Source organism: Sorangium sp. So ce362, assembly GCF_051519845.1.
Taxonomy (GTDB): domain Bacteria; phylum Myxococcota_A; class Polyangia; order Polyangiales; family Polyangiaceae; genus Sorangium.
In genome coordinates, this window is the sequence record NZ_CP150332.1 from 8,631,349 (window position 1) to 8,647,664 (window position 16,316).

General features: G+C 72.1%; 16 protein-coding genes. 8 read left to right on the forward strand and 8 right to left on the reverse strand.

All coding sequences use genetic code 11. The features are described from left to right. Positions 1-69: 69 nt before the first annotated feature. Positions 70-828 (reverse strand): ferritin-like domain-containing protein, encoded by a 759-nt coding sequence (locus tag WMF17_RS33205; RefSeq protein ID WP_437597245.1) that lies wholly within the window; start codon positions 826-828, stop codon positions 70-72. Beyond that, the gene (locus WMF17_RS33210; protein WP_437597246.1) at positions 825-2,024 is read right to left on the reverse strand and encodes a hypothetical protein; all 1,200 of its coding nucleotides are present in this window, start codon (positions 2,022-2,024) and stop codon (positions 825-827) included. The genes WMF17_RS33205 and WMF17_RS33210 overlap by 4 nt, the downstream gene beginning before the upstream one ends. A gap of 241 nt (positions 2,025-2,265) precedes the next feature. Here WMF17_RS33210 and WMF17_RS33215 point away from each other — a divergent pair, with 241 nt between their 5' ends. The 5 genes from WMF17_RS33215 (at position 2,266) to WMF17_RS33235 (ending at position 7,280) form a co-directional block, all read left to right on the forward strand. After that, on the forward strand, positions 2,266-3,792 hold the full coding sequence (locus WMF17_RS33215) for a deoxyribodipyrimidine photolyase (RefSeq protein WP_437645023.1): 1,527 nt from the start codon (positions 2,266-2,268) through the stop codon (positions 3,790-3,792). Between the two features lie 263 nt (positions 3,793-4,055). Further along, positions 4,056-4,730 (forward strand): VTT domain-containing protein, encoded by a 675-nt coding sequence (locus tag WMF17_RS33220; protein WP_437597249.1) that lies wholly within the window; start codon positions 4,056-4,058, stop codon positions 4,728-4,730. A gap of 433 nt (positions 4,731-5,163) precedes the next feature. Further along, positions 5,164-5,307: a hypothetical protein gene (locus WMF17_RS33225; RefSeq protein WP_437597250.1), complete on the forward strand. Its 144-nt coding sequence runs from the start codon at positions 5,164-5,166 to the stop codon at positions 5,305-5,307. A gap of 198 nt (positions 5,308-5,505) precedes the next feature. Continuing rightward, a complete protein-coding gene (locus WMF17_RS33230; protein ID WP_437597251.1) occupies positions 5,506-5,931 on the forward strand; it encodes a YciI family protein in 426 nt (141 codons plus the stop codon). 53 nt (positions 5,932-5,984) lie between these two features. After that, entirely contained in the window at positions 5,985-7,280 is a 1,296-nt protein-coding gene (locus WMF17_RS33235) for an RNA polymerase sigma factor (protein WP_437597252.1), read from the forward strand. A gap of 12 nt (positions 7,281-7,292) precedes the next feature. Here WMF17_RS33235 and WMF17_RS33240 read toward each other — a convergent pair whose 3' ends face one another. The 3 genes from WMF17_RS33240 to WMF17_RS33250 all read right to left on the reverse strand — a co-directional run bounded on the left by WMF17_RS33240 (position 7,293) and on the right by WMF17_RS33250 (position 10,186). After that, positions 7,293-8,120, reverse strand: a complete 828-nt coding sequence (locus tag WMF17_RS33240) for a Uma2 family endonuclease (RefSeq protein ID WP_437597253.1) — start codon at positions 8,118-8,120, stop codon at positions 7,293-7,295. Positions 8,121-8,212: 92 nt separating this feature from the next. Then, positions 8,213-9,544 carry an aminotransferase family protein gene (locus WMF17_RS33245; RefSeq protein WP_437597254.1) on the reverse strand — a complete coding sequence of 444 codons (1,332 nt, stop codon included), beginning with the start codon at positions 9,542-9,544 and terminating at the stop codon, positions 8,213-8,215. Between the two features lie 321 nt (positions 9,545-9,865). Beyond that, on the reverse strand, positions 9,866-10,186 hold the full coding sequence (locus WMF17_RS33250) for a hypothetical protein (RefSeq protein ID WP_437597256.1): 321 nt from the start codon (positions 10,184-10,186) through the stop codon (positions 9,866-9,868). Positions 10,187-10,662: 476 nt separating this feature from the next. Between WMF17_RS33250 and WMF17_RS33255 the strand changes: the two genes are divergently transcribed. Both WMF17_RS33255 and WMF17_RS33260 read left to right on the forward strand, forming a co-directional pair. After that, positions 10,663-11,085, forward strand: a complete 423-nt coding sequence (locus WMF17_RS33255; protein WP_437645024.1) for a Nif11 family protein — start codon at positions 10,663-10,665, stop codon at positions 11,083-11,085. Positions 11,086-11,120: 35 nt separating this feature from the next. Continuing rightward, positions 11,121-12,437 (forward strand): cytochrome P450, encoded by a 1,317-nt coding sequence (locus WMF17_RS33260; protein ID WP_437645026.1) that lies wholly within the window; start codon positions 11,121-11,123, stop codon positions 12,435-12,437. 136 nt (positions 12,438-12,573) lie between these two features. On the opposite strand, the gene thrS is transcribed toward WMF17_RS33260, so the two are convergent. Continuing rightward, positions 12,574-13,773: a threonine--tRNA ligase gene (thrS, locus tag WMF17_RS33265; protein ID WP_437645028.1), complete on the reverse strand. Its 1,200-nt coding sequence runs from the start codon at positions 13,771-13,773 to the stop codon at positions 12,574-12,576. A 231-nt stretch (positions 13,774-14,004) separates the two neighbouring features. Continuing rightward, a complete protein-coding gene (locus tag WMF17_RS33270) occupies positions 14,005-14,616 on the reverse strand; it encodes a hypothetical protein (protein ID WP_437597265.1) in 612 nt (203 codons plus the stop codon). A gap of 347 nt (positions 14,617-14,963) precedes the next feature. Here WMF17_RS33270 and WMF17_RS33275 point away from each other — a divergent pair, with 347 nt between their 5' ends. Continuing rightward, positions 14,964-15,926 carry a hypothetical protein gene (locus WMF17_RS33275; protein ID WP_437645030.1) on the forward strand — a complete coding sequence of 321 codons (963 nt, stop codon included), beginning with the start codon at positions 14,964-14,966 and terminating at the stop codon, positions 15,924-15,926. A 12-nt stretch (positions 15,927-15,938) separates the two neighbouring features. Here WMF17_RS33275 and WMF17_RS33280 read toward each other — a convergent pair whose 3' ends face one another. Further along, positions 15,939-16,271 (reverse strand): transcriptional regulator, encoded by a 333-nt coding sequence (locus tag WMF17_RS33280; RefSeq protein ID WP_437597267.1) that lies wholly within the window; start codon positions 16,269-16,271, stop codon positions 15,939-15,941. Positions 16,272-16,316: the final 45 nt, after the last annotated feature.

Here is a 16,316-nt window from a genome sequence, read left to right on the forward strand (position 1 = left end):
CCCTCTCACCGCTCCCGGCCGTGTCCCTCCCACCGTCCCCGATCGCCCGGAGAGCACGCCTGGCCGGCGTCAGGCGGCTTGCTGCGGCGTCGTGGCGGTGGGCTCGCCGCGCGCCTCCAGCGCGAGCTTGCAGGACAGCCACCCGCGCACGAGCTCGAGGTGGCGCACCTCGTGCTGCTCGGCCACGCGGAACTCGGCGGCCATCTCGTCCTGGCCGTAAGCGGTCGCCAGGTCGATGAGCATCCGCCAGCTGTCGTTGTCCGTGAGCTCGGCGACGAGCAGCGCCTGCAGGCTCTGCCCGAAGTTGATCCTCGGCTCGACGGCGACCGAGAACACGCCGGCCGACGCCAGCCCGATCACGTCGGCGCTGGGCGTCATCGCGGTCGGATCGGCCCCGAGCCGCTCGATCGCGCGCTTCAGCAGCGCGAAGTGCCGGAGCTCGTCGTCGCGGATCGCCTCGAGGTCGGCGCGGGTCGGGCCTCCCTCGAAGCTCCCCTCCGCGTCGTACTTCGTGATCAGCGCCTCGTAGAGGCGCGTGCCCGAGCGTTCGAACTGGAGGCGCTCGCCGAGCTTGTCGATAAGGAGCGCGGGCGGCCTGCCCTGGATGAGCTCCCCGGCCGCCTTGACCACGCCCTTGAGGCTCACCGGCGGCGGCACGCTCCCGACGGTGCCCGACTCCCGCGCGTACTCGCTCCTCACCGCCGCGGCGTCGGCCTCGCTCCCGGGGGAGCTCGGCGGGATCGCCTGCGCGAACTCGATGAGCTCCTTGCTGTCGAGGGGCGAGGTCGCGATACCCGTGGTGTTCGTCCCGATCGTGATCTGCTTCATGGCGTCGCCTCCTTCTGTCCGTCGATCTTCTCGGCGCGTCGCGAGAGCTCGGTGCCCGGCGTGAACCGGTAGCCCGCGGCCACGATCTCGGAGGGCGAGCCGGCGGAGTTCATCTGCTGCCGGTAAGCGAGCGTCGCGGCGCTCTCCGGAACGACGTTCGGGTCGACGATGGCCTCGCCGACGGCGCGCAGGTGCACCTCCCTGGAGAGCACGTCGCGCACGAACTGGCGGTGGCTCTTGTGCGAGACCGGGTCCGGGAGCGAGGCGGGCAGGATCTCGGCCGCGTCGCGCCGCTCGATCCGGTTGAAGTGGTCGATGGCCACGTGGAGCTGCCCGAGCTCGTAATCGAGGAACCGCTCCCAGATCCGCTTCACGCGGGCGTTCTGCTCCTGCTGGAGGCAGCTCCAGTAGTTGTAGACCTCGTTGGCCTCGTGCAGGACCCACTTCTCGAGCCAGGTCTCCGCGGGGTCGATGAGCGCCTCGTACTGGGTGACGTGCTGCTCCTCGATCGAGGCGATCTCGGCGTAGAGCAGCCGCGCCACCGGGTCCGCGAAGAACGGACCGACGTTGAGGTAGTAGTTGTGCGTCTGCTGCTCGGCGGCCATGATGGTGAGCGCGTTGAGCTTCGTGATCGCGCTCGCGGTCCGGCGGTCGTAGGGCGCGCGCACGTCGTCCTCGGGGGCGCGGTGCTCCACCGCGGTCGGGCGGCCCACCGTCACGTCGGTGTACGATTGCAGGATGTTGTTCGCGTCCTTGCCTTCCAGGCGGTCCAGGAGCGCCGAGTAGCGATACAGGTGGTCGTAGTCCTCGAGCATGCCGAAGCGATAGACCTGCGCGAGGTACGGGTCCGGCTCGGAGAGCGCCGCGTGCGCGGTGATCTCGATGGCGACCTGCTCGTATCCGATGGTGGTCTCCAGCGGCGATTGATCCGGCGGGCTGAGCCAGTTCACCACCGTGGCCTGGTGGTGGTCGACGCGCCGCACCTGGGCGAGCACGCGCCGTAGATCCCGGTTCATGCGCGCGAAGCTGTGCAGGAACCGCACGCTCTCGAGCTCGATACCGTTCATCAGGATGACGCGGACCCGGGTGAAGGCGTCGTCGTCGAGCTTGCTGAACGGCACCTGGACGAGATCACGCCAGTTGAACGACTGGCGGTCGAGCGGTATCCCCCGCTCTTTCAGGATATCGAGCGCCATGTTGCCCCTTCCTCGCGCGCCGTGCTCGTGCGCCGAGGCCTCGCGCGCCGAGCCATGACCGCTGCGGCGGTACTTGAGGCCGCCCTCCCTGCAGCGCAAGCGCGGGTGACGCCCGAGAGGCCGGGCCGGCGCGCGGCCTCTTCCAGGTGATCCTGCCAGGCGTGTCCTGCGCGCGCCGGGTCGGGCTGTGCTAGGGCACCGATCCACCTTCGCCGGCGGGGCCGGCCGTGGAGGAGGTCGCGTGATCTCGAGCAGCGTCCCCGAGCTCCGGCTCCGCACCCGCAACGCGATGCCAGTCCGCGAGGACGGCGACTACGTCCTTTACTGGATGATCGCGAGTCGCCGGACAAGGTACAATTTCGGTCTGGAGCGCGCGGTCGCCTGGTCGATGGAGCTCGATCGGCCGCTCGTCGTGCTGGAGGCGCTCCGGTGCGGCCACCGCTGGGCGAGCGACAGGATTCATCGCTTCGTGATCGACGGCATGGCCGACAACGCGCGCCGCCTCGCGGCGGCGGGCGTCATGGCTCACCCCTATGTCGAGCCCGCCGCGGGGGCCGGCAAGGGTCTGCTCGGCGCGCTCGCGGCGCGGGCGTGCGTGGTGGTGACGGACGACTACCCGTGCTTCTTTCTCCCCCGGATGGTCGCCTCGGCGGCGCGGCAGGTGCCGGTCCGCCTGGAGCAGGTGGACTCGAACGGCCTCTTGCCGATCCGCGCGGCCGATCGGGTGTTCACGACCGCGCGCTCGTTCCGCATCTTCTGGCAGCGGGTGATCGGCGAGCACCTCGGCGCGCAGCCGGCGGTCGATCCGCTGAGGAAGGCGAAGCTCCGGCCGGCGGCTCCGCTCCCCCGCGCGATCGCGCGGCGGTGGCCGGCGGCCTCGCCGGCGCTGCTCGGGGGCGACCCTGCCGCGCTCTCGGCGCTCCCCATCGATCACGCCGTCCCGCCGGTGCCGCGCCGGGGCGGCCCGGAGACGGCGGGCAAGGAGCTCGCGCGCTTCGTCTCGGAGCGGCTCCCGCGCTACCTGGAGGAGCGCGATCACCCCGACGCCGGCGCGGCGAGCGGCCTGTCGCCGTACCTGCACTTCGGCCACCTCGCGGCGCACGAGGTCTTCGCCGCCGTCGCCCGGCGCGAGGGCTTCCGCGCCGAGCGGCTCGGCCGCCCCGACGACGGCGTCCGGAGGCCGAGCGGCAGCCGCGACGGGTTCTGGGGGATGAGCGCCTCGGCCGAGGCGTTCCTCGAGCAGCTCGTCACCTGGCGGGAGCTCGGGTTCAACGCCTTCGCGCTCGGGGCGAGCGAGGGAGACGGTCCGCGCCTCTCGTGGAAGCGCGATCCGACCGACTACGAGTCTCTTCCGGACTGGGCGCTCGCGACGCTCGAGAAGCACGCGCGCGACAGGCGCCCGCGCGTCTACCCGATCGAGGCGCTCGCGGCCGGGGCGACCCACGACCGGATCTGGAACGCGGCGCAGGTCGAGCTCCTCCGCGAGGGTCGAATCCACAACTACCTGCGCATGCTCTGGGGCAAGAAGATCCTGGAGTGGTCGCGGACGCCGCGCGAGGCGCTCGAGGTCATGATCGAGCTCAACGATCGGTATGCGCTCGACGGCCGCGACCCGAACTCCACCTCGGGCATCTTCTGGGTGCTCGGCCGCTACGATCGGGCGTGGGGTCCGGAGCGCGAGATCTTCGGCACGATACGTTACATGTCGTCCGAGAACACCGCCCGGAAGCTGCACCTCAAGGAGTACCTGGCGCGCCATGCGCGGTAGCGCGCGCGGCCACCGCCGGCGCGGTCAGCCGGCGCGGCCGGGGGCTCACTCCCCCGTGGATTTCCGGGGAGCGAGGCCGGGGAGCTCGCCCCCTTGGCGCTGGAGGGCCCCGGCGAGCCGGCGAGGCGTCCCGCGCCGCGTGGGGGTGCCTCGCGGGCCGGCGGCGCTCGTGTGCACGGCCACCCTGGACGCCAGCGGCGGGGGCCCTGGCAGGGGTGCACGCGGGGTTCGACGCGGCCGCCGAGGTGAGCTATCGAGCGGGCGTGGAACTCCTTCGTGAATTTTTCAGCAGGCTGAGGGAGCTCGAGTCGCTCCTCGAGTGGGGCGGCTACCCCGTCCTGATGATCATCATCTTTGCCGAGACGGGGCTGCTCATCGGGTTCTTCCTCCCGGGGGACTCGCTGCTCGTCACGGCCGGGGTGCTCGTCAACGCGGGGCTCATCAACCCTCTCAATCTGACGAACTTCCAGAACCTGCTCCTGATGAACGTCACGCTGATGGCGATGGCGATCATCGGCGACGCCGTGGGCTTCTCGATCGGGCGGCGCGCCGGGCCGAAGATCTTCACGCGCGAGCAGTCGCTCCTGTTCCGCAAGGATCACCTGATCGCGACGCAGAAGTTCTACGAGAAGCACGGCGGCAAGACGATCATCCTCGCGCGCTTCATGCCGTTCGCCCGGACGTTCGCCCCGGTGGTCGCGGGCGTGGGGCAGATGGCGTACCGGCGCTTCGCGATGTTCAATGTGGTGGGCGGCGTTCTCTGGGTCTTCTCGATGACCTTCCTCGGGTACTTCCTTGGCAAGGTCTTCGACGCGAAGCAGATCGAGCGGGTCGTCTACCTGATCATCTTCGTCTCGGTGGCGCCGGTCATCTTCGGGGCCGTCAAGCACCGGCTCCAGCAGAAGAAGGCCGCCGAGCGGCTCGGGACCGAGCCGTAATCGCCGCCTTCCGGCGCGGCGGGGGCGCGGCAGCCGCGCGGCCCCGTCCCTGCCTAGTCAGCTCCACTCCGCACCGCTCCACGACAATCGACGACGGGGCTCGACGAAGACGTCGGCCCCGTGCTCGAGGCTCCCACGAGCTGCTGCGCAACACCACGCGGAGCCGCAAGCCACGCAACCGCGTGGCGCTGCTCGCCGGCGCTGCCGGCGTGTGCCTCGAAGCCGGGAGCAGCGCCGCGCCCCACACGCCGCCGAAGCCGCCGCCGGCGACCACCCCACCCAAGACGCCCAAGAGTCATCGGGAGATCTTCGATTGAGGCGAACAAGAGATCTTCCAGCGATACGCTCCCGCTGTTCCGCCAGGGCCAGGCGCTGTATGCGTCGCGCGGCAACCTGTACAACCTCGCGCTGTGCGAGCGGGAGATCGGGCACCGTGCTCGGCGCGATCGGCCTCGCGGGGATCGGCGCTGGCCTGGTGCTCCTCTTGACGGCGCCAGAGCAGCGCACCTCGGTCGCCCTCGCGCCCGCGATCCTGCCGGGCGGCGGCGGCGACGCGCTGCTGCGCAGCCGCTTCTGAGCCCCTGGCCCGGGGCGGCGGGCTGGCGATCCGGCAGATCCTATAACAATTTCAATTACTTATGGCAACGTAAAAAAAAGATCGCCCGGCGTGTCGATCCCGTGGCCCCCTGTTCGTCGTGACGGTGAAGCCAGGGTTCACCCCCGCCGGAGCCCCTCCGGAAGCCCGGCTTCCACCCGGAAGCAAGGAGACACGACCATGCGATTCATGATCCTGATCAAGGCCACCAAGGACAGCGAAGCGGGCGTCATGCCGAGCGAGCAGCTCTTCACCGAGATGGGGAAGTTCAACGAGGAGCTGGTGAAGGCCGGCGTGATGGTCGCCGGCGACGGGCTCCACCCGAGCGCGAAGGGCGCGCGCGTCCGGTTCTCCGGCGAGAAGCGGACCGTGATCGACGGGCCCTTCGCCGAGACCAAGGAGCTGATCGCCGGCTTCTGGATCTGGAAGGTGAGCTCGAAGGAAGAGGCCATCGAGTGGGTGAAGCGCTGCCCCAACCCCATGCTCGAGGAGTCCGAGATCGAGATCCGCCAGGTGTTCGATATCGAGGACTTCGGCCCCGTGCTCACGCCCGAGCTCAGGGAGCAGGACGAGCGCCTGCGGGCGCAGCTGGAGGCGAAGAAGTAGCCGCGGCGCGCCCGGGCTTGCGCCGGCGGAGGAAGGTGCTCTGATCGAGCGCCGTGACGGCTCCCGACGCGCATCGCGCGATCCACGCGGTCTTCCGGATCGAGTCGGCAAGGCTCATCGCCGGCCTCGCGCGGATGGTGCGCGACGTCGGCCTCGCCGAGGAGCTCGCGCAGGACGCGCTCGTCACCGCGCTCGAGCGGTGGCCGGAGTCGGGCGTCCCGGACAACCCGGGCGCGTGGCTCATGGCCACCGCGAAGCGTCGCGCCATCGACGAGCTCCGCCGGGGCAAGCGGATCGAGCGCAAGCACGAGGAGCTCGGCCACGAGATCGAGGCCCAGCGCGCGATGGCCGCGCCCGACCTGGAGGCCGCGCTCGACGACGATGTCGGCGACGATCTCCTGCGCCTCGTGTTCACCGCCTGCCACCCGGTCCTCTCGACCGAGGCCCAGGTGGCGCTCACGCTCCGCCTGCTCGGAGGCCTGACGACCGAGGAGATCGCGCGCGCGTTCCTCGTCCCCGAGCCGACCGTCGCCCAGCGCATCGTCCGGGCCAAGCGGACCCTCGCCGAGGCGCGCGTCCCCTTCGAGGTCCCCCGCGGGGCCGACCTCGCCCCCCGCCTGTCGTCGGTCCTCCAGGTCGTCTACCTCGTCTTCAACGAGGGCTACTCGGCGACCGCCGGCGACGACTGGATGCGGCCTGCCCTCTGCGAGGACGCGCTCCGCCTCGGCCGCATCCTGGCCGAGCTCGTCCCGAAGGAGCCGGAGGTCCACGGCCTCGTCGCGCTCATGGAGATCCAGGCGTCCCGCTCCGGGGCGCGGGTCGACCCGTCGGGGCAGCCCATCCTGCTCCTGGATCAGAACCGCGCCCGCTGGGATCACCTCCTGATCCGGCGCGGCCTCGCGGCGCTCGCGCGCGCCGAGCAGCTCGGCGGCGCGCACGGGCCCTACGCGCTCCAGGCCGCGATCGCCGCCTGCCACGCGCGGGCGCGCACCGCGGCGGAGACGGACTGGGCGCGCATCGCGGCGCTCTACGCGGCGCTCGCCCAGGTCACGCCGTCGCCCGTCGTCGAGCTGAACCGCGCCGTCGCGCTCTCGATGGCGCTCGGCCCGGCGGCGGGCCTCGCCGCCGTCGACGCGCTGACCTCGGAGCGCGCGCTCGAGGGCTATCACCTCCTGCCGAGCGTGCGCGGCGACCTCCTCGCGAAGCTCGGCCGCCTCGACGAGGCGCGCGCGGAGTTCGAGCGCGCCGCGTCGCTCACGCGCAACGCACGCGAGCGCGAGCTGCTCCTCGGGCGCGCCGCCGCGTGCGCGCGCGGCTCGGCGCCGCCGCCGGCCCCCTCGGGCCGGTGACGGCCGCCGGCGTCACCCTCGGTCCACCGCCGCCGCGAACGCCGCCCCGCTCGCCGCCGTCGCCGCGCTGGTCAGCCATCGCTCCAGCGCCGCCGGGTCCTCGCACGCGAGCACCTGGGCCCGCACCGCCTCGGGCACCGCGAGCCCCCGCGCCGAGAGCACCGCGAGGATCGCGCGCGCCTGGGTGCGCGCCTGGGTGCGCGCCTGCACCCACTCGTCGGTGAACCGCGACGCGTCGCGCTCCTCGAACAGCGCCGTGACCGGCACGGCGCCGAGGCCGTGCTTGCCCAGCTCCGGCAGGAGCGGCACCTCGGCGCCCGGCCGGTAGGTGATCGACGCCGTCCCCGGCCGCACGACCTCGAGCTCCCGCCGCTCCGCGTGCGCGATCCACACCCACGGCCACTCGTGCTCCAGGTAGAGCTTCACCTTCTCCTCGAGGTAGCGCTTCGACTGCGTGCCCCGGATCTCCACGGCCAGCACGGGCGTGCCGCGGTAGGCGTCGTTCCGCGGCGACGAGAGATCGCCCACGACCACCACGTCCGGCGCCCGGAGCGACGGCCCCGCCGGGTCGCTGAGGTCGCAGTACACGTCCGTCATCACGGTGAACCCCTCGCGCGCGTGCGTGCGGAACAGGGCAGCGAGGAGGGCCATCACGATGCCATGGATGTCCTTGCTCCCCATCTGCTCGATCAGCTCCCCGCGGTGCAGCTCCCACGGGCTGCCGTCGTAGCAGTCGTCGGGCGTACCCAGCCGGCGGCCGTTCGGCCCGAAGTCCCGCAGCTCGATCGGCCCCGTGTTCCGGGGCGGACGGGTCGGCAAGCCGTTCGTGCGTGCCATCATACGGCGAGCATAGCACGCCAGCCCGATCCCCCGCGGCTGTCGGGCCAGCCGTGCCCGGCAGCCGCGGGGGATCAGCTGGCCCCCGGCGCGCCTCAGGCCGAGAGCTTCTGGTCGGCGACGTCGAGCGCCGCGTCGAGCGCCGCGATCCCCTCCTCGATCTCCGCCTCGCTGATGATGAGCGGCGGCGCCACGAGCAGGTGGCTCACCCACCCCATGAGCGACACCCCGCGCTTCGCCGCCTCGGCGACGACCGCGTCGACCACGAGGGGCCGCCGGGCCGCCTTGTCCTGCGGCACGTTGAACGGCTCCTTCGTCGCGCGGTCCTTCACGAGCTCCACCGCCCAGAACAGGCCGATCCCGCGCACATCGCCGATCGAGGGGTGCTTCTCCTTGAGGGCGCGGAGCTTCTCGCCCACGATCTCTCCCATCTTCGTCGCGCGGTTCAGGAGGTCCAGCCGGCGATACTCGTCGATCGCGGCGACCACCGGGGCCAGCGTGAGCGGGTGGGCCTCGTAGGTGTGGCCGTGAGGGAACATGTTGTCATCGAAGTAGTCCGCGATCGCGCGGGACGTCGCCACGACCCCGAGCGGCGCGGCCGCATTCGTCACGCCCTTCGCGGTCGTCAGGATGTCCGGCACCACCCCCCAGTGATCGACAGCAAACCACTTCCCGGTCCTGCCCCAGCCGCTCATCACCTCGTCGGCGATCAGGAGCACCCCGCGCTTCCGCGCGACCTCGGCGATCCGCGGCAGGTACTCGGCCGGCGGGATGAGGACGCCGTTCGTGCCCACGATCGGCTCGATCAGCACCGCCGCCACGTTCTCCTCGTGGTCGATCATGTAAGCCAGGTAGTCGGCGCACGCGACGCCGCACTCGGGGTAGCTCCGGCCGAGCGGGCATCGATAGCAGTTCACCTCCGGGCCGAACACCACGCCCGGGATCTTGCCCGCCGGCTCGATGAACCAGCGGCGGAAGTCGCCCGTCGCGGCGATCGAGCCCGCCGTCGAGCCGTGGTACGACGTGTAGCGCGCGATGATCTTGTGCTTGCCCGTGTAAAGCCGCGCCATCTTGAACGCCGCCTCGTTCGCCTCCGTGCCCGACGTCGCGAAGAAGAACTTGTCGAGCCCCTTCGGCATCACCTCCAGGAGCTTCTGCGCCGCCCTGACCCGCACCTCGCACGTATGCGCCGGGCTGATGTAGGCGAGCTGCCTCGCCTGCGCGCAGATCGCCTCGATCACGGCCTCGTTCTGGTGTCCGAGGTTCGAGCAGATGAGCTGCGAGGACAGGTCCAGGTAGCGCTTGCCGGACGCATCCCAGAACGCGCAGCCCTCCGCGCGGGTGACGTGGATCGGCTTCCAGCCGCGCTGGGCGCGCCAGGTACCGTACGTGTGCTTCGTGGTCAGCTCGACGATGTCATCGCTCATGGCAACCTTCGCGGTTCGAGGAGGTGCCCAGCGTAGTGGGTGATCCCGCCTCCCCGCACGCGAATTTCCCGGCGCCGCTCGCCCGGTTCCGCGCGGCGCATCCGCGATTCCGTGCGGCGCGTCGCCGTCGCCCCGCGATGTCCGGACCGCACGAGCGCGCTCGTGGCGCCTCGCGAGATCGCGTGAGCAAGGACGGTCGTGATCCGTCCTTGTCGCCTCGCCTGCACGTCGGTCTCCCTCTCGCTCGCGCTCCTCATCTTCCGCTCTTCCGCAGCCGGCGCCCAGATCGTCCATGTCCGCCCGCGGAGTCGCGCGGCGGCTTCAGCCCGCCGCGCCGCTCTCGGCGCGCGCCACGTCCCGCAGGCGCGCGACGCAGTACTCGAGCCGGGAGATGACCTCCTCCTTCGTCGCCCCCTCGCCCACATCCATCAGCACCTTCTGGCACATCGCGCACATCTGCAGGAGGTGGGACCGGAGCTCCTCCGGGGTGCACCGCCCACTCCTCAGCTCGTCGAGCCGCCGCGCGAGGCCCTCCCTCTCGTGGCCTGCCTCGGCAGGATCCCTGGCGGCCGCCGGATCGTTCCAGCGCGCCGCGCCGGTCTCGCACAGGAAACACGCGCCTTCGATGGGCTTTTGCAGCATGGCTCTCCTCGTACAGCGGGTATGGAAGGACAACCTGGAGCCGTTCGCCCGGATCACAAGCCGGCCCGGCCTCTCCGGGCCGGGATAGCCCGCGTCGGCCGGCCTTGACCGGCCTGGCGAGCTCAGCCCTCGGCGGCTCGCCTCATGCGCCTGGCAGGTCCAGCTGGCGTACCACGCGGCACGGGTTGCCGGCGGCGAACACGCCTCCCGGGATGTCGCGGGTGAAGACGCTGCCGGCGCCGATCACGGTGCCGGCGCCGAAGGGAGGAGCGGCTGCGCGAGTTGCGCGAGCGCTCGCGCAACTCGCGCGAAGGCGCGCGCAACGGGCCCCGCAAGGGCCGCCCCCATCGGCCATTTCGCGCGCCCGCGGCGCTGGCGCGGGACCTGCTCTGGGGATGCGAGACGACGGACCGCGCGCGGCACACCGCCGCCACGGTTCCGTGGCCTCAAGAGACCCTGAAGGAGGTCTTGCGCACATGGACGGACAACTCGCTACGACCGGTTTTTCGAGCATGAACCAGGGGCTGAGGGCAGGAGACGCGAAGAGGAGCGGCGCGCGCGCGTTCCTGGCGCAGGTCGAGGTGGACGAGCGCCTCGCGGAGAAGATGGCCGAGGCGGACGGGGACATGACGCGCATCCTCGCGATCGCCGCCGAGGCGGGCTGCGCGTGCACCGCGCAAGAGCTCACGAGGGCTTACGAGGAGCACGTGCGCGCGGAGCCCGGCGCCTCGGCCTATGACTTCGGGGTTCCGGTGGTCTATCTGAGCCTCCGCGCGCCCTCGGACCTGAGCCACGCGGCGGTGTACCTGAGCCTCCGCGCGCCCTCGGACCTGAGCCACGCGGCGGTGTACCTGAGCCTCCGCGCCCCCTCGGACGCCGGCGCTCTGCTGCCTTCCTGAACACCACGCGCGCTCTCGAGCGAGGAGAACTGGCCATGATCCGATCCCCCGGTCCGAAAGGGCACCCTTTGCACGGCTCCTGGCCGGAGTTCCGTGCGGATCCAGTCGCCTTCCTGCTCGACGGCACGCTGGCGCACGGCGATTTCTTCCGGTTCCGGCTGGGGCTACAGGCGTGCTTTGCCGTCTCGGATCCGGCCGCGATCCAGAGGGTGTTCTCGGACCGGGAAGGCTTCACGGACAAGACGCCGCCGCACCGGATGCAGGACGCCTATCCAAAGAGCGTCGCCCGCCTCGAGGGGAGCGAGCACCTGGAGCGCCGGCGAGCCCTCGCGCCGGCGTTTCAGCGGGAGGCGCTCCTCGCGCGCGCCGACGGCGCCGGGCGCGTCGTGCGCGAGGCGCTCGGGCGCCTGCGCGCAGGCGAGGCGCGCGCGGTGCTGCCGGTGCTCGAGGACGTCGCCCTGCGAAGCGCGTCGATGCTGCTCCTCGGGGATGCGGGAGAGCGGGTCGTGGAGCACATCGCGACCGAGCTGCCCCGGGTGGAGGCGTGGCTCGGGCACGCCGCGGACGACGAGGCGGCGTATGACCGGGCCAGGGAGGCGCTCGCGGCGTCCATCCTGAAAGCGGCGGAGCATCGCAGGGCCGCAGAGAACCTCGGCTCCATCGATCTGCTGGATCCGCTCGTGCGCGCGGTGGACGCCGGCCAGATGGACGAACAGGCCCTGATCGACGAGATCGTCATGATGCTGGTGACGCACGTGCCGACGGCCGCCGCATCGGCGTGGGCGCTCTGCGAGCTCGCGCAGCGCCCGGAGGTACGGAGTCGCCTCGAGGAGGAACTCGACGCGATCGGCGCGCGGGGAGCCGAGGTGGCGCGCGCCCCGCTGCTATCGGCGGTGGTGCAGGAGACGTTGCGGCTGCACCCGCCGGTATGGGTGCTGGCGCGCGAGGCGCGGAGGGCGTTCCGCCACGGGCCGCACGCGGTGAGCGCGGGAAACGAGGTCCTCGTGAGCCCCTATGTCGTGCAGCGGCTCCCTCAGTACTGGAAAGATCCAGAAACGTTTCTCCCGGAGCGCTTTCTGCCGGGCTCGCCGTGGCACGTGGAGCGCCCGTCGGCGGCGTACCTTCCGTTCGGGCTCGGGATGCGCAAGTGCATCGGCGAGCGGACCGCGGTTCTGCAGATGAAGCTCATGCTGGCGGCGCTGGTGCGGGATTTCCGGTTCAAGCTGCCGGCAGGGTACGAGGCGGGCGTCGGCGGCCGGCGGCCGCTCGTGCCGCGGGACGGATTGCCGCTCCTCGTGGAGCGGCGCCGCAGCGCGGGCCTTCGTGACCGGGACCCGGCGATCGTTCGATGAGCGTCGCGGCGCGCCCTCGGCCCGCGACGCGTGGGGGAGACCGACGAGCGGCGCTCAGGAGAAGCCCATGGGGCACCGCGCTCCAGACTGCGACACGCGCGCCGGCGATCGGTTCCGGGAGATCGCCGGCGCGCGCTCAGGCCTGCGGCTCACACCGCCGCACGACCTCGACGACCGCCTCGTCGAGCGGGAGCTCGCGCTGCTGTCCGCCCTCGCGCTCCCGGAGCGCCACGGAGCGGCGCTCGGCCTCGCGCTTGCCGACCACCGCCACGAGGGGGATCGAGGCCGCGTGCGCGAGGGCGATCTTCCGCGACAGCGTATCGTCGCCCGCGTCGAGGATCGCGCGCACCCCCTTCTGCTGGAGGCGCTGGAGGACCTCCTCGGCGTAAGCCCGCTGCGCGCCTGTCACCGGCGCGACGACGACCTGCTCGGGCGATAGCCAGAGCGGCAGCGCGCCCCGGTAATGTTCGAGCAGGATGCCGAGGAAGCGCTCCACGCTGCCGAACAACGCGCGGTGGAGGATGGCCGGTCGCCGGCGCGCGCCCGACGCGTCGACATAGGTGATATCGAAGCGCTCCGGCAGCACGAGATCGAGCTGGATCGTCCCGCATTGCCAGCTCCGCCCGAGCCGGTCGCGCAGCACGAACTCGAGCTTGGGCCCGTAGAAGGCCCCTTCCCCGGGCTGCAACCGGTACTCGAGCCCAGCGCTCCTCGCCGCGGCGGACAGCGCCGCCTCCGCCCGGTCCCACACGGCGTCGCTCCCGTGGCGCTCGGCGGGGCGCGTCGAGAAGCCGACGGCCATGTCGTGAAAGCCGAAGCCAGCATAGAAGTCGCGGAGCGCGCTCGCGAAGCGCACGACCTCGGCCTCGATCTGCTCCTCGACACAGAAGATGTGGCCGTCGTCCTGAGTGAACTGCCGCAGGCGGAAGAGGCCGTGCAGCGTGCCGCTCGGCTCGTCCCTGTGCACCATGCCGAGCTCGCCGATCCGCAGCGGCAGATCCCGGTACGACGGCGCCATGCGCGCCACGATCTGCATGTGACCCGGGCAGTTCACGGGCTTGATGGCGGCGGCGTGATCCTCCTCGGACAGCCGGAACATGTTGGAAGAGAAGTTGTCCCAGTGGCCGCTGATCTTCCAGATCGCCTGCCGCAGGATCAGCGGGGTGCGGACCTCTCGATAGCTGTCACGCATCATCTGGCGCCGGACCGCCTCCTCCAGGAGGCGATAGAGCGTGAAGCCGCGCGCGTGCCAGAACACCATGCCGGGCGCCTCCTCCTGCAGGTGGAACAGGTCGAGGCGCTGGCCCAGATAACGATGATCGTCTTCGTCGAGCATGTCAGTCTCCGTCGGCGGTGGCCGGCCAGACGGAGCGCTGCAAAGCGACGTGCCCCGTCCGGATCCCGGCGGGGCTTGGTTTCTCGTGTGTTCGTCAGCTCACCGCATGCACACGAGACCCAGCCCGCCGGTGCGGGTCGTGGTCGTCGTGGTCGCGGTGAGATGGTAGCTCACGAGGAGAGTCGTATCGCGGCGCGCCGAGCTCGTCAAGCGGGACGCACGCGCGGCTCCTCAGCGCGAGGGCGCCGGCGCATCCCGCGCGGCCTCGGGGCCGGCCGGCCGGCCGGCGAGGGCGCGGGACAGGAGCACCGCCCCGGTGAAGAGGTAACCCGAGCAGGACCGGAAGACATCGTAGGAGCGGCCGATCAGCGGGGCGTTCCGGAGGATGTCCCCGATGCGCCAGCTCTCCTCGTGGCGCGTGACCTTGAAGCTCTCGCCTCCATCGATCATGTCGAACTCGTAGGTCAGGATCATCCGCATGGCGTACGCGCATCGCGGGAACAGCCTCAGGTAGAGGGTGCTGTCCACGAGGGCGCGGCCCGCGCCGCGCCGCTCGCAGAGCCGGATGCTCAGCTGGGAGATGTCGAGGTCGAAACGGGCGCCGCCTCGAGCTCCGGAGAGGTCGACCTGGTACGTCTCGACGCCGCGCACTCGCCGCCACGGATTGACGAACTCGATGCCAGGGGCGAGGTAGGGATAGACCTCCTTCTCCAGCGTCGCGAGCGGAACGCTCGTGTCGTACATCAGGAGCGAAAGGCGCCTGAAGCGGTCCTCGAGGTCGGCGAGCCCGAGGCGCGGCATCGCGGGAATCGTGAACGGGATGCAGTTCCCTTTTGTCGCCATGTCGTGACTCTCCATCTCGGTGCGTTCCCCGCCGGGTGTGAAGCGACGGCTCGGACGGGGAAGATGAAGGCCAAGACGCAATGGACGGGCCGAGGCGGCGCGCGCTCCGGGCGTGGGCTCGGCGACGCATCGCTCCGCCTCACGCGCCGCGTGTGGTCCGCCGCGCAGGGCGCTCGAAAGGCCCTGATCTCCGCGCGGTTCAGGGCGAGAATCGGCGCGCTCGCCGCGGATTGGCCTGGTCCCGGGGGTGCACGCCGCTATCCTCCCGCGCCGTTCGGCTCGCCGAGGTGCGCGGCGCTTCGCGTCGTCTGCTGCCATCGGCTCACGAAGGAGAGGGAGTGTCACGGGTGCTGAAGCGCGCAGCGAAGGCCGCCGGGAGTTTCACGGGACCGCGCAGGGGGGCGGCGCGGCGGCTCGCCGCCGTCGCGGCGCTCGCCCTCGCCTCGGCGGGGTGCGCCGCGCAGGAAGCTCCGGCGCGCGCCGGCGGAGGCGCGGCCCCGGGCGCGCGCGCAGCCCCCGGCCCGGCCACGGCCCCGGGCGCGGGCGCGGCGGCGGAGCAGCTCTTCCGCGAAGCGGAGTCGCTGGCGAGCCGCCGCCGCGTGATCGGCGTGCAGCTCTTCGTGCTCGATGAAGCCGCGGAGGCCGGCGCCGCGGGCGAGCGCGCCGAGGCGCGGCGGGCGGCGCTCGAGGCAGAGGCGGCGCGGGTGCTGACGAGGACCGTGGCGGCCTACGCCGCGCTCGTCGACGCGCCGGCGCTGCGCGCGGCGAAGCAGCGGCCCCCGGCGCTCCTCGAGCTCGCGCTGACGCTCCAGGACAGCGGGGACCTGCGCGGCGCCGAGGCGCGGCTGCGCCAGCTCGCCCTCGAGCACCCGGCGTCGCGGGAGGCGCCCGAGGCCCACCTCGCGCTGGCCAACCTGGCGTTCGCGGCGGGGCGCCTCGACGAGGCCGTGGGCGCCTGCGACGGCGCGCTCGGCGGCGTCGCGGGCGCGGCGCTGCGAAAACGCGCGCTCTACGTGAAGTCGTGGAGCCTGCGGGGGCTCGGCGGCAGAGACGCCGTCGAGGAGGCCCTGGAGGCGCTGCGCGCGATCGTGCGGCTCGGCCCCGCGCCCGCGGGCTCGATCGAGGCGACGATCGACGAGGTCGCGGAGCGAGAGCTCGTCGAGCTCTACGCGGCGCACGGCGACCTCGCCCGCGCCCGCGCGTTCTTCGCAGGCGCGGGCGAGCGCGCGGGCCCGCGCCTGCTCGGCGAGGTGGAGGCCCGCGCCGCGCAGCGGAGGCGCCCCGAGCCGCTCGACCGGCCGGCGCTGTGAGCGCCGGGAGCGTCACCCGCCGCCGGCGTCGACCCGGAAACGCGGCGCCTCGATGCGCTCCCCCCGGCACGCCGGGCAGCGGCTCGGCTTCGCGAGCGAGCGCCGCTCGTCGAACGCGTAGCCGCACCGCAGGCAGTGCGCCGGCGTCACCGAGAGCCGCTCGCCGCGCGCGCGCAGCGAGCGCGCGAGGTGATCGAGGTGCGGCGTCACGTCGCGCTCGCGCAGCCCGAGTCGGGTGGAGAGCTCCCATGCGGTCACGGCGCCCCTGCGGAGCTCCTCCAGGAGTGTCTGCCGCACCGTCTCCGACCGCGGCGCAGGGCTCGGCGGTGCCTTCGGCTCGCTCATAGAATTCCGGATCGTGACACCCCGGCGGCGCCAGTCCACAGCCGA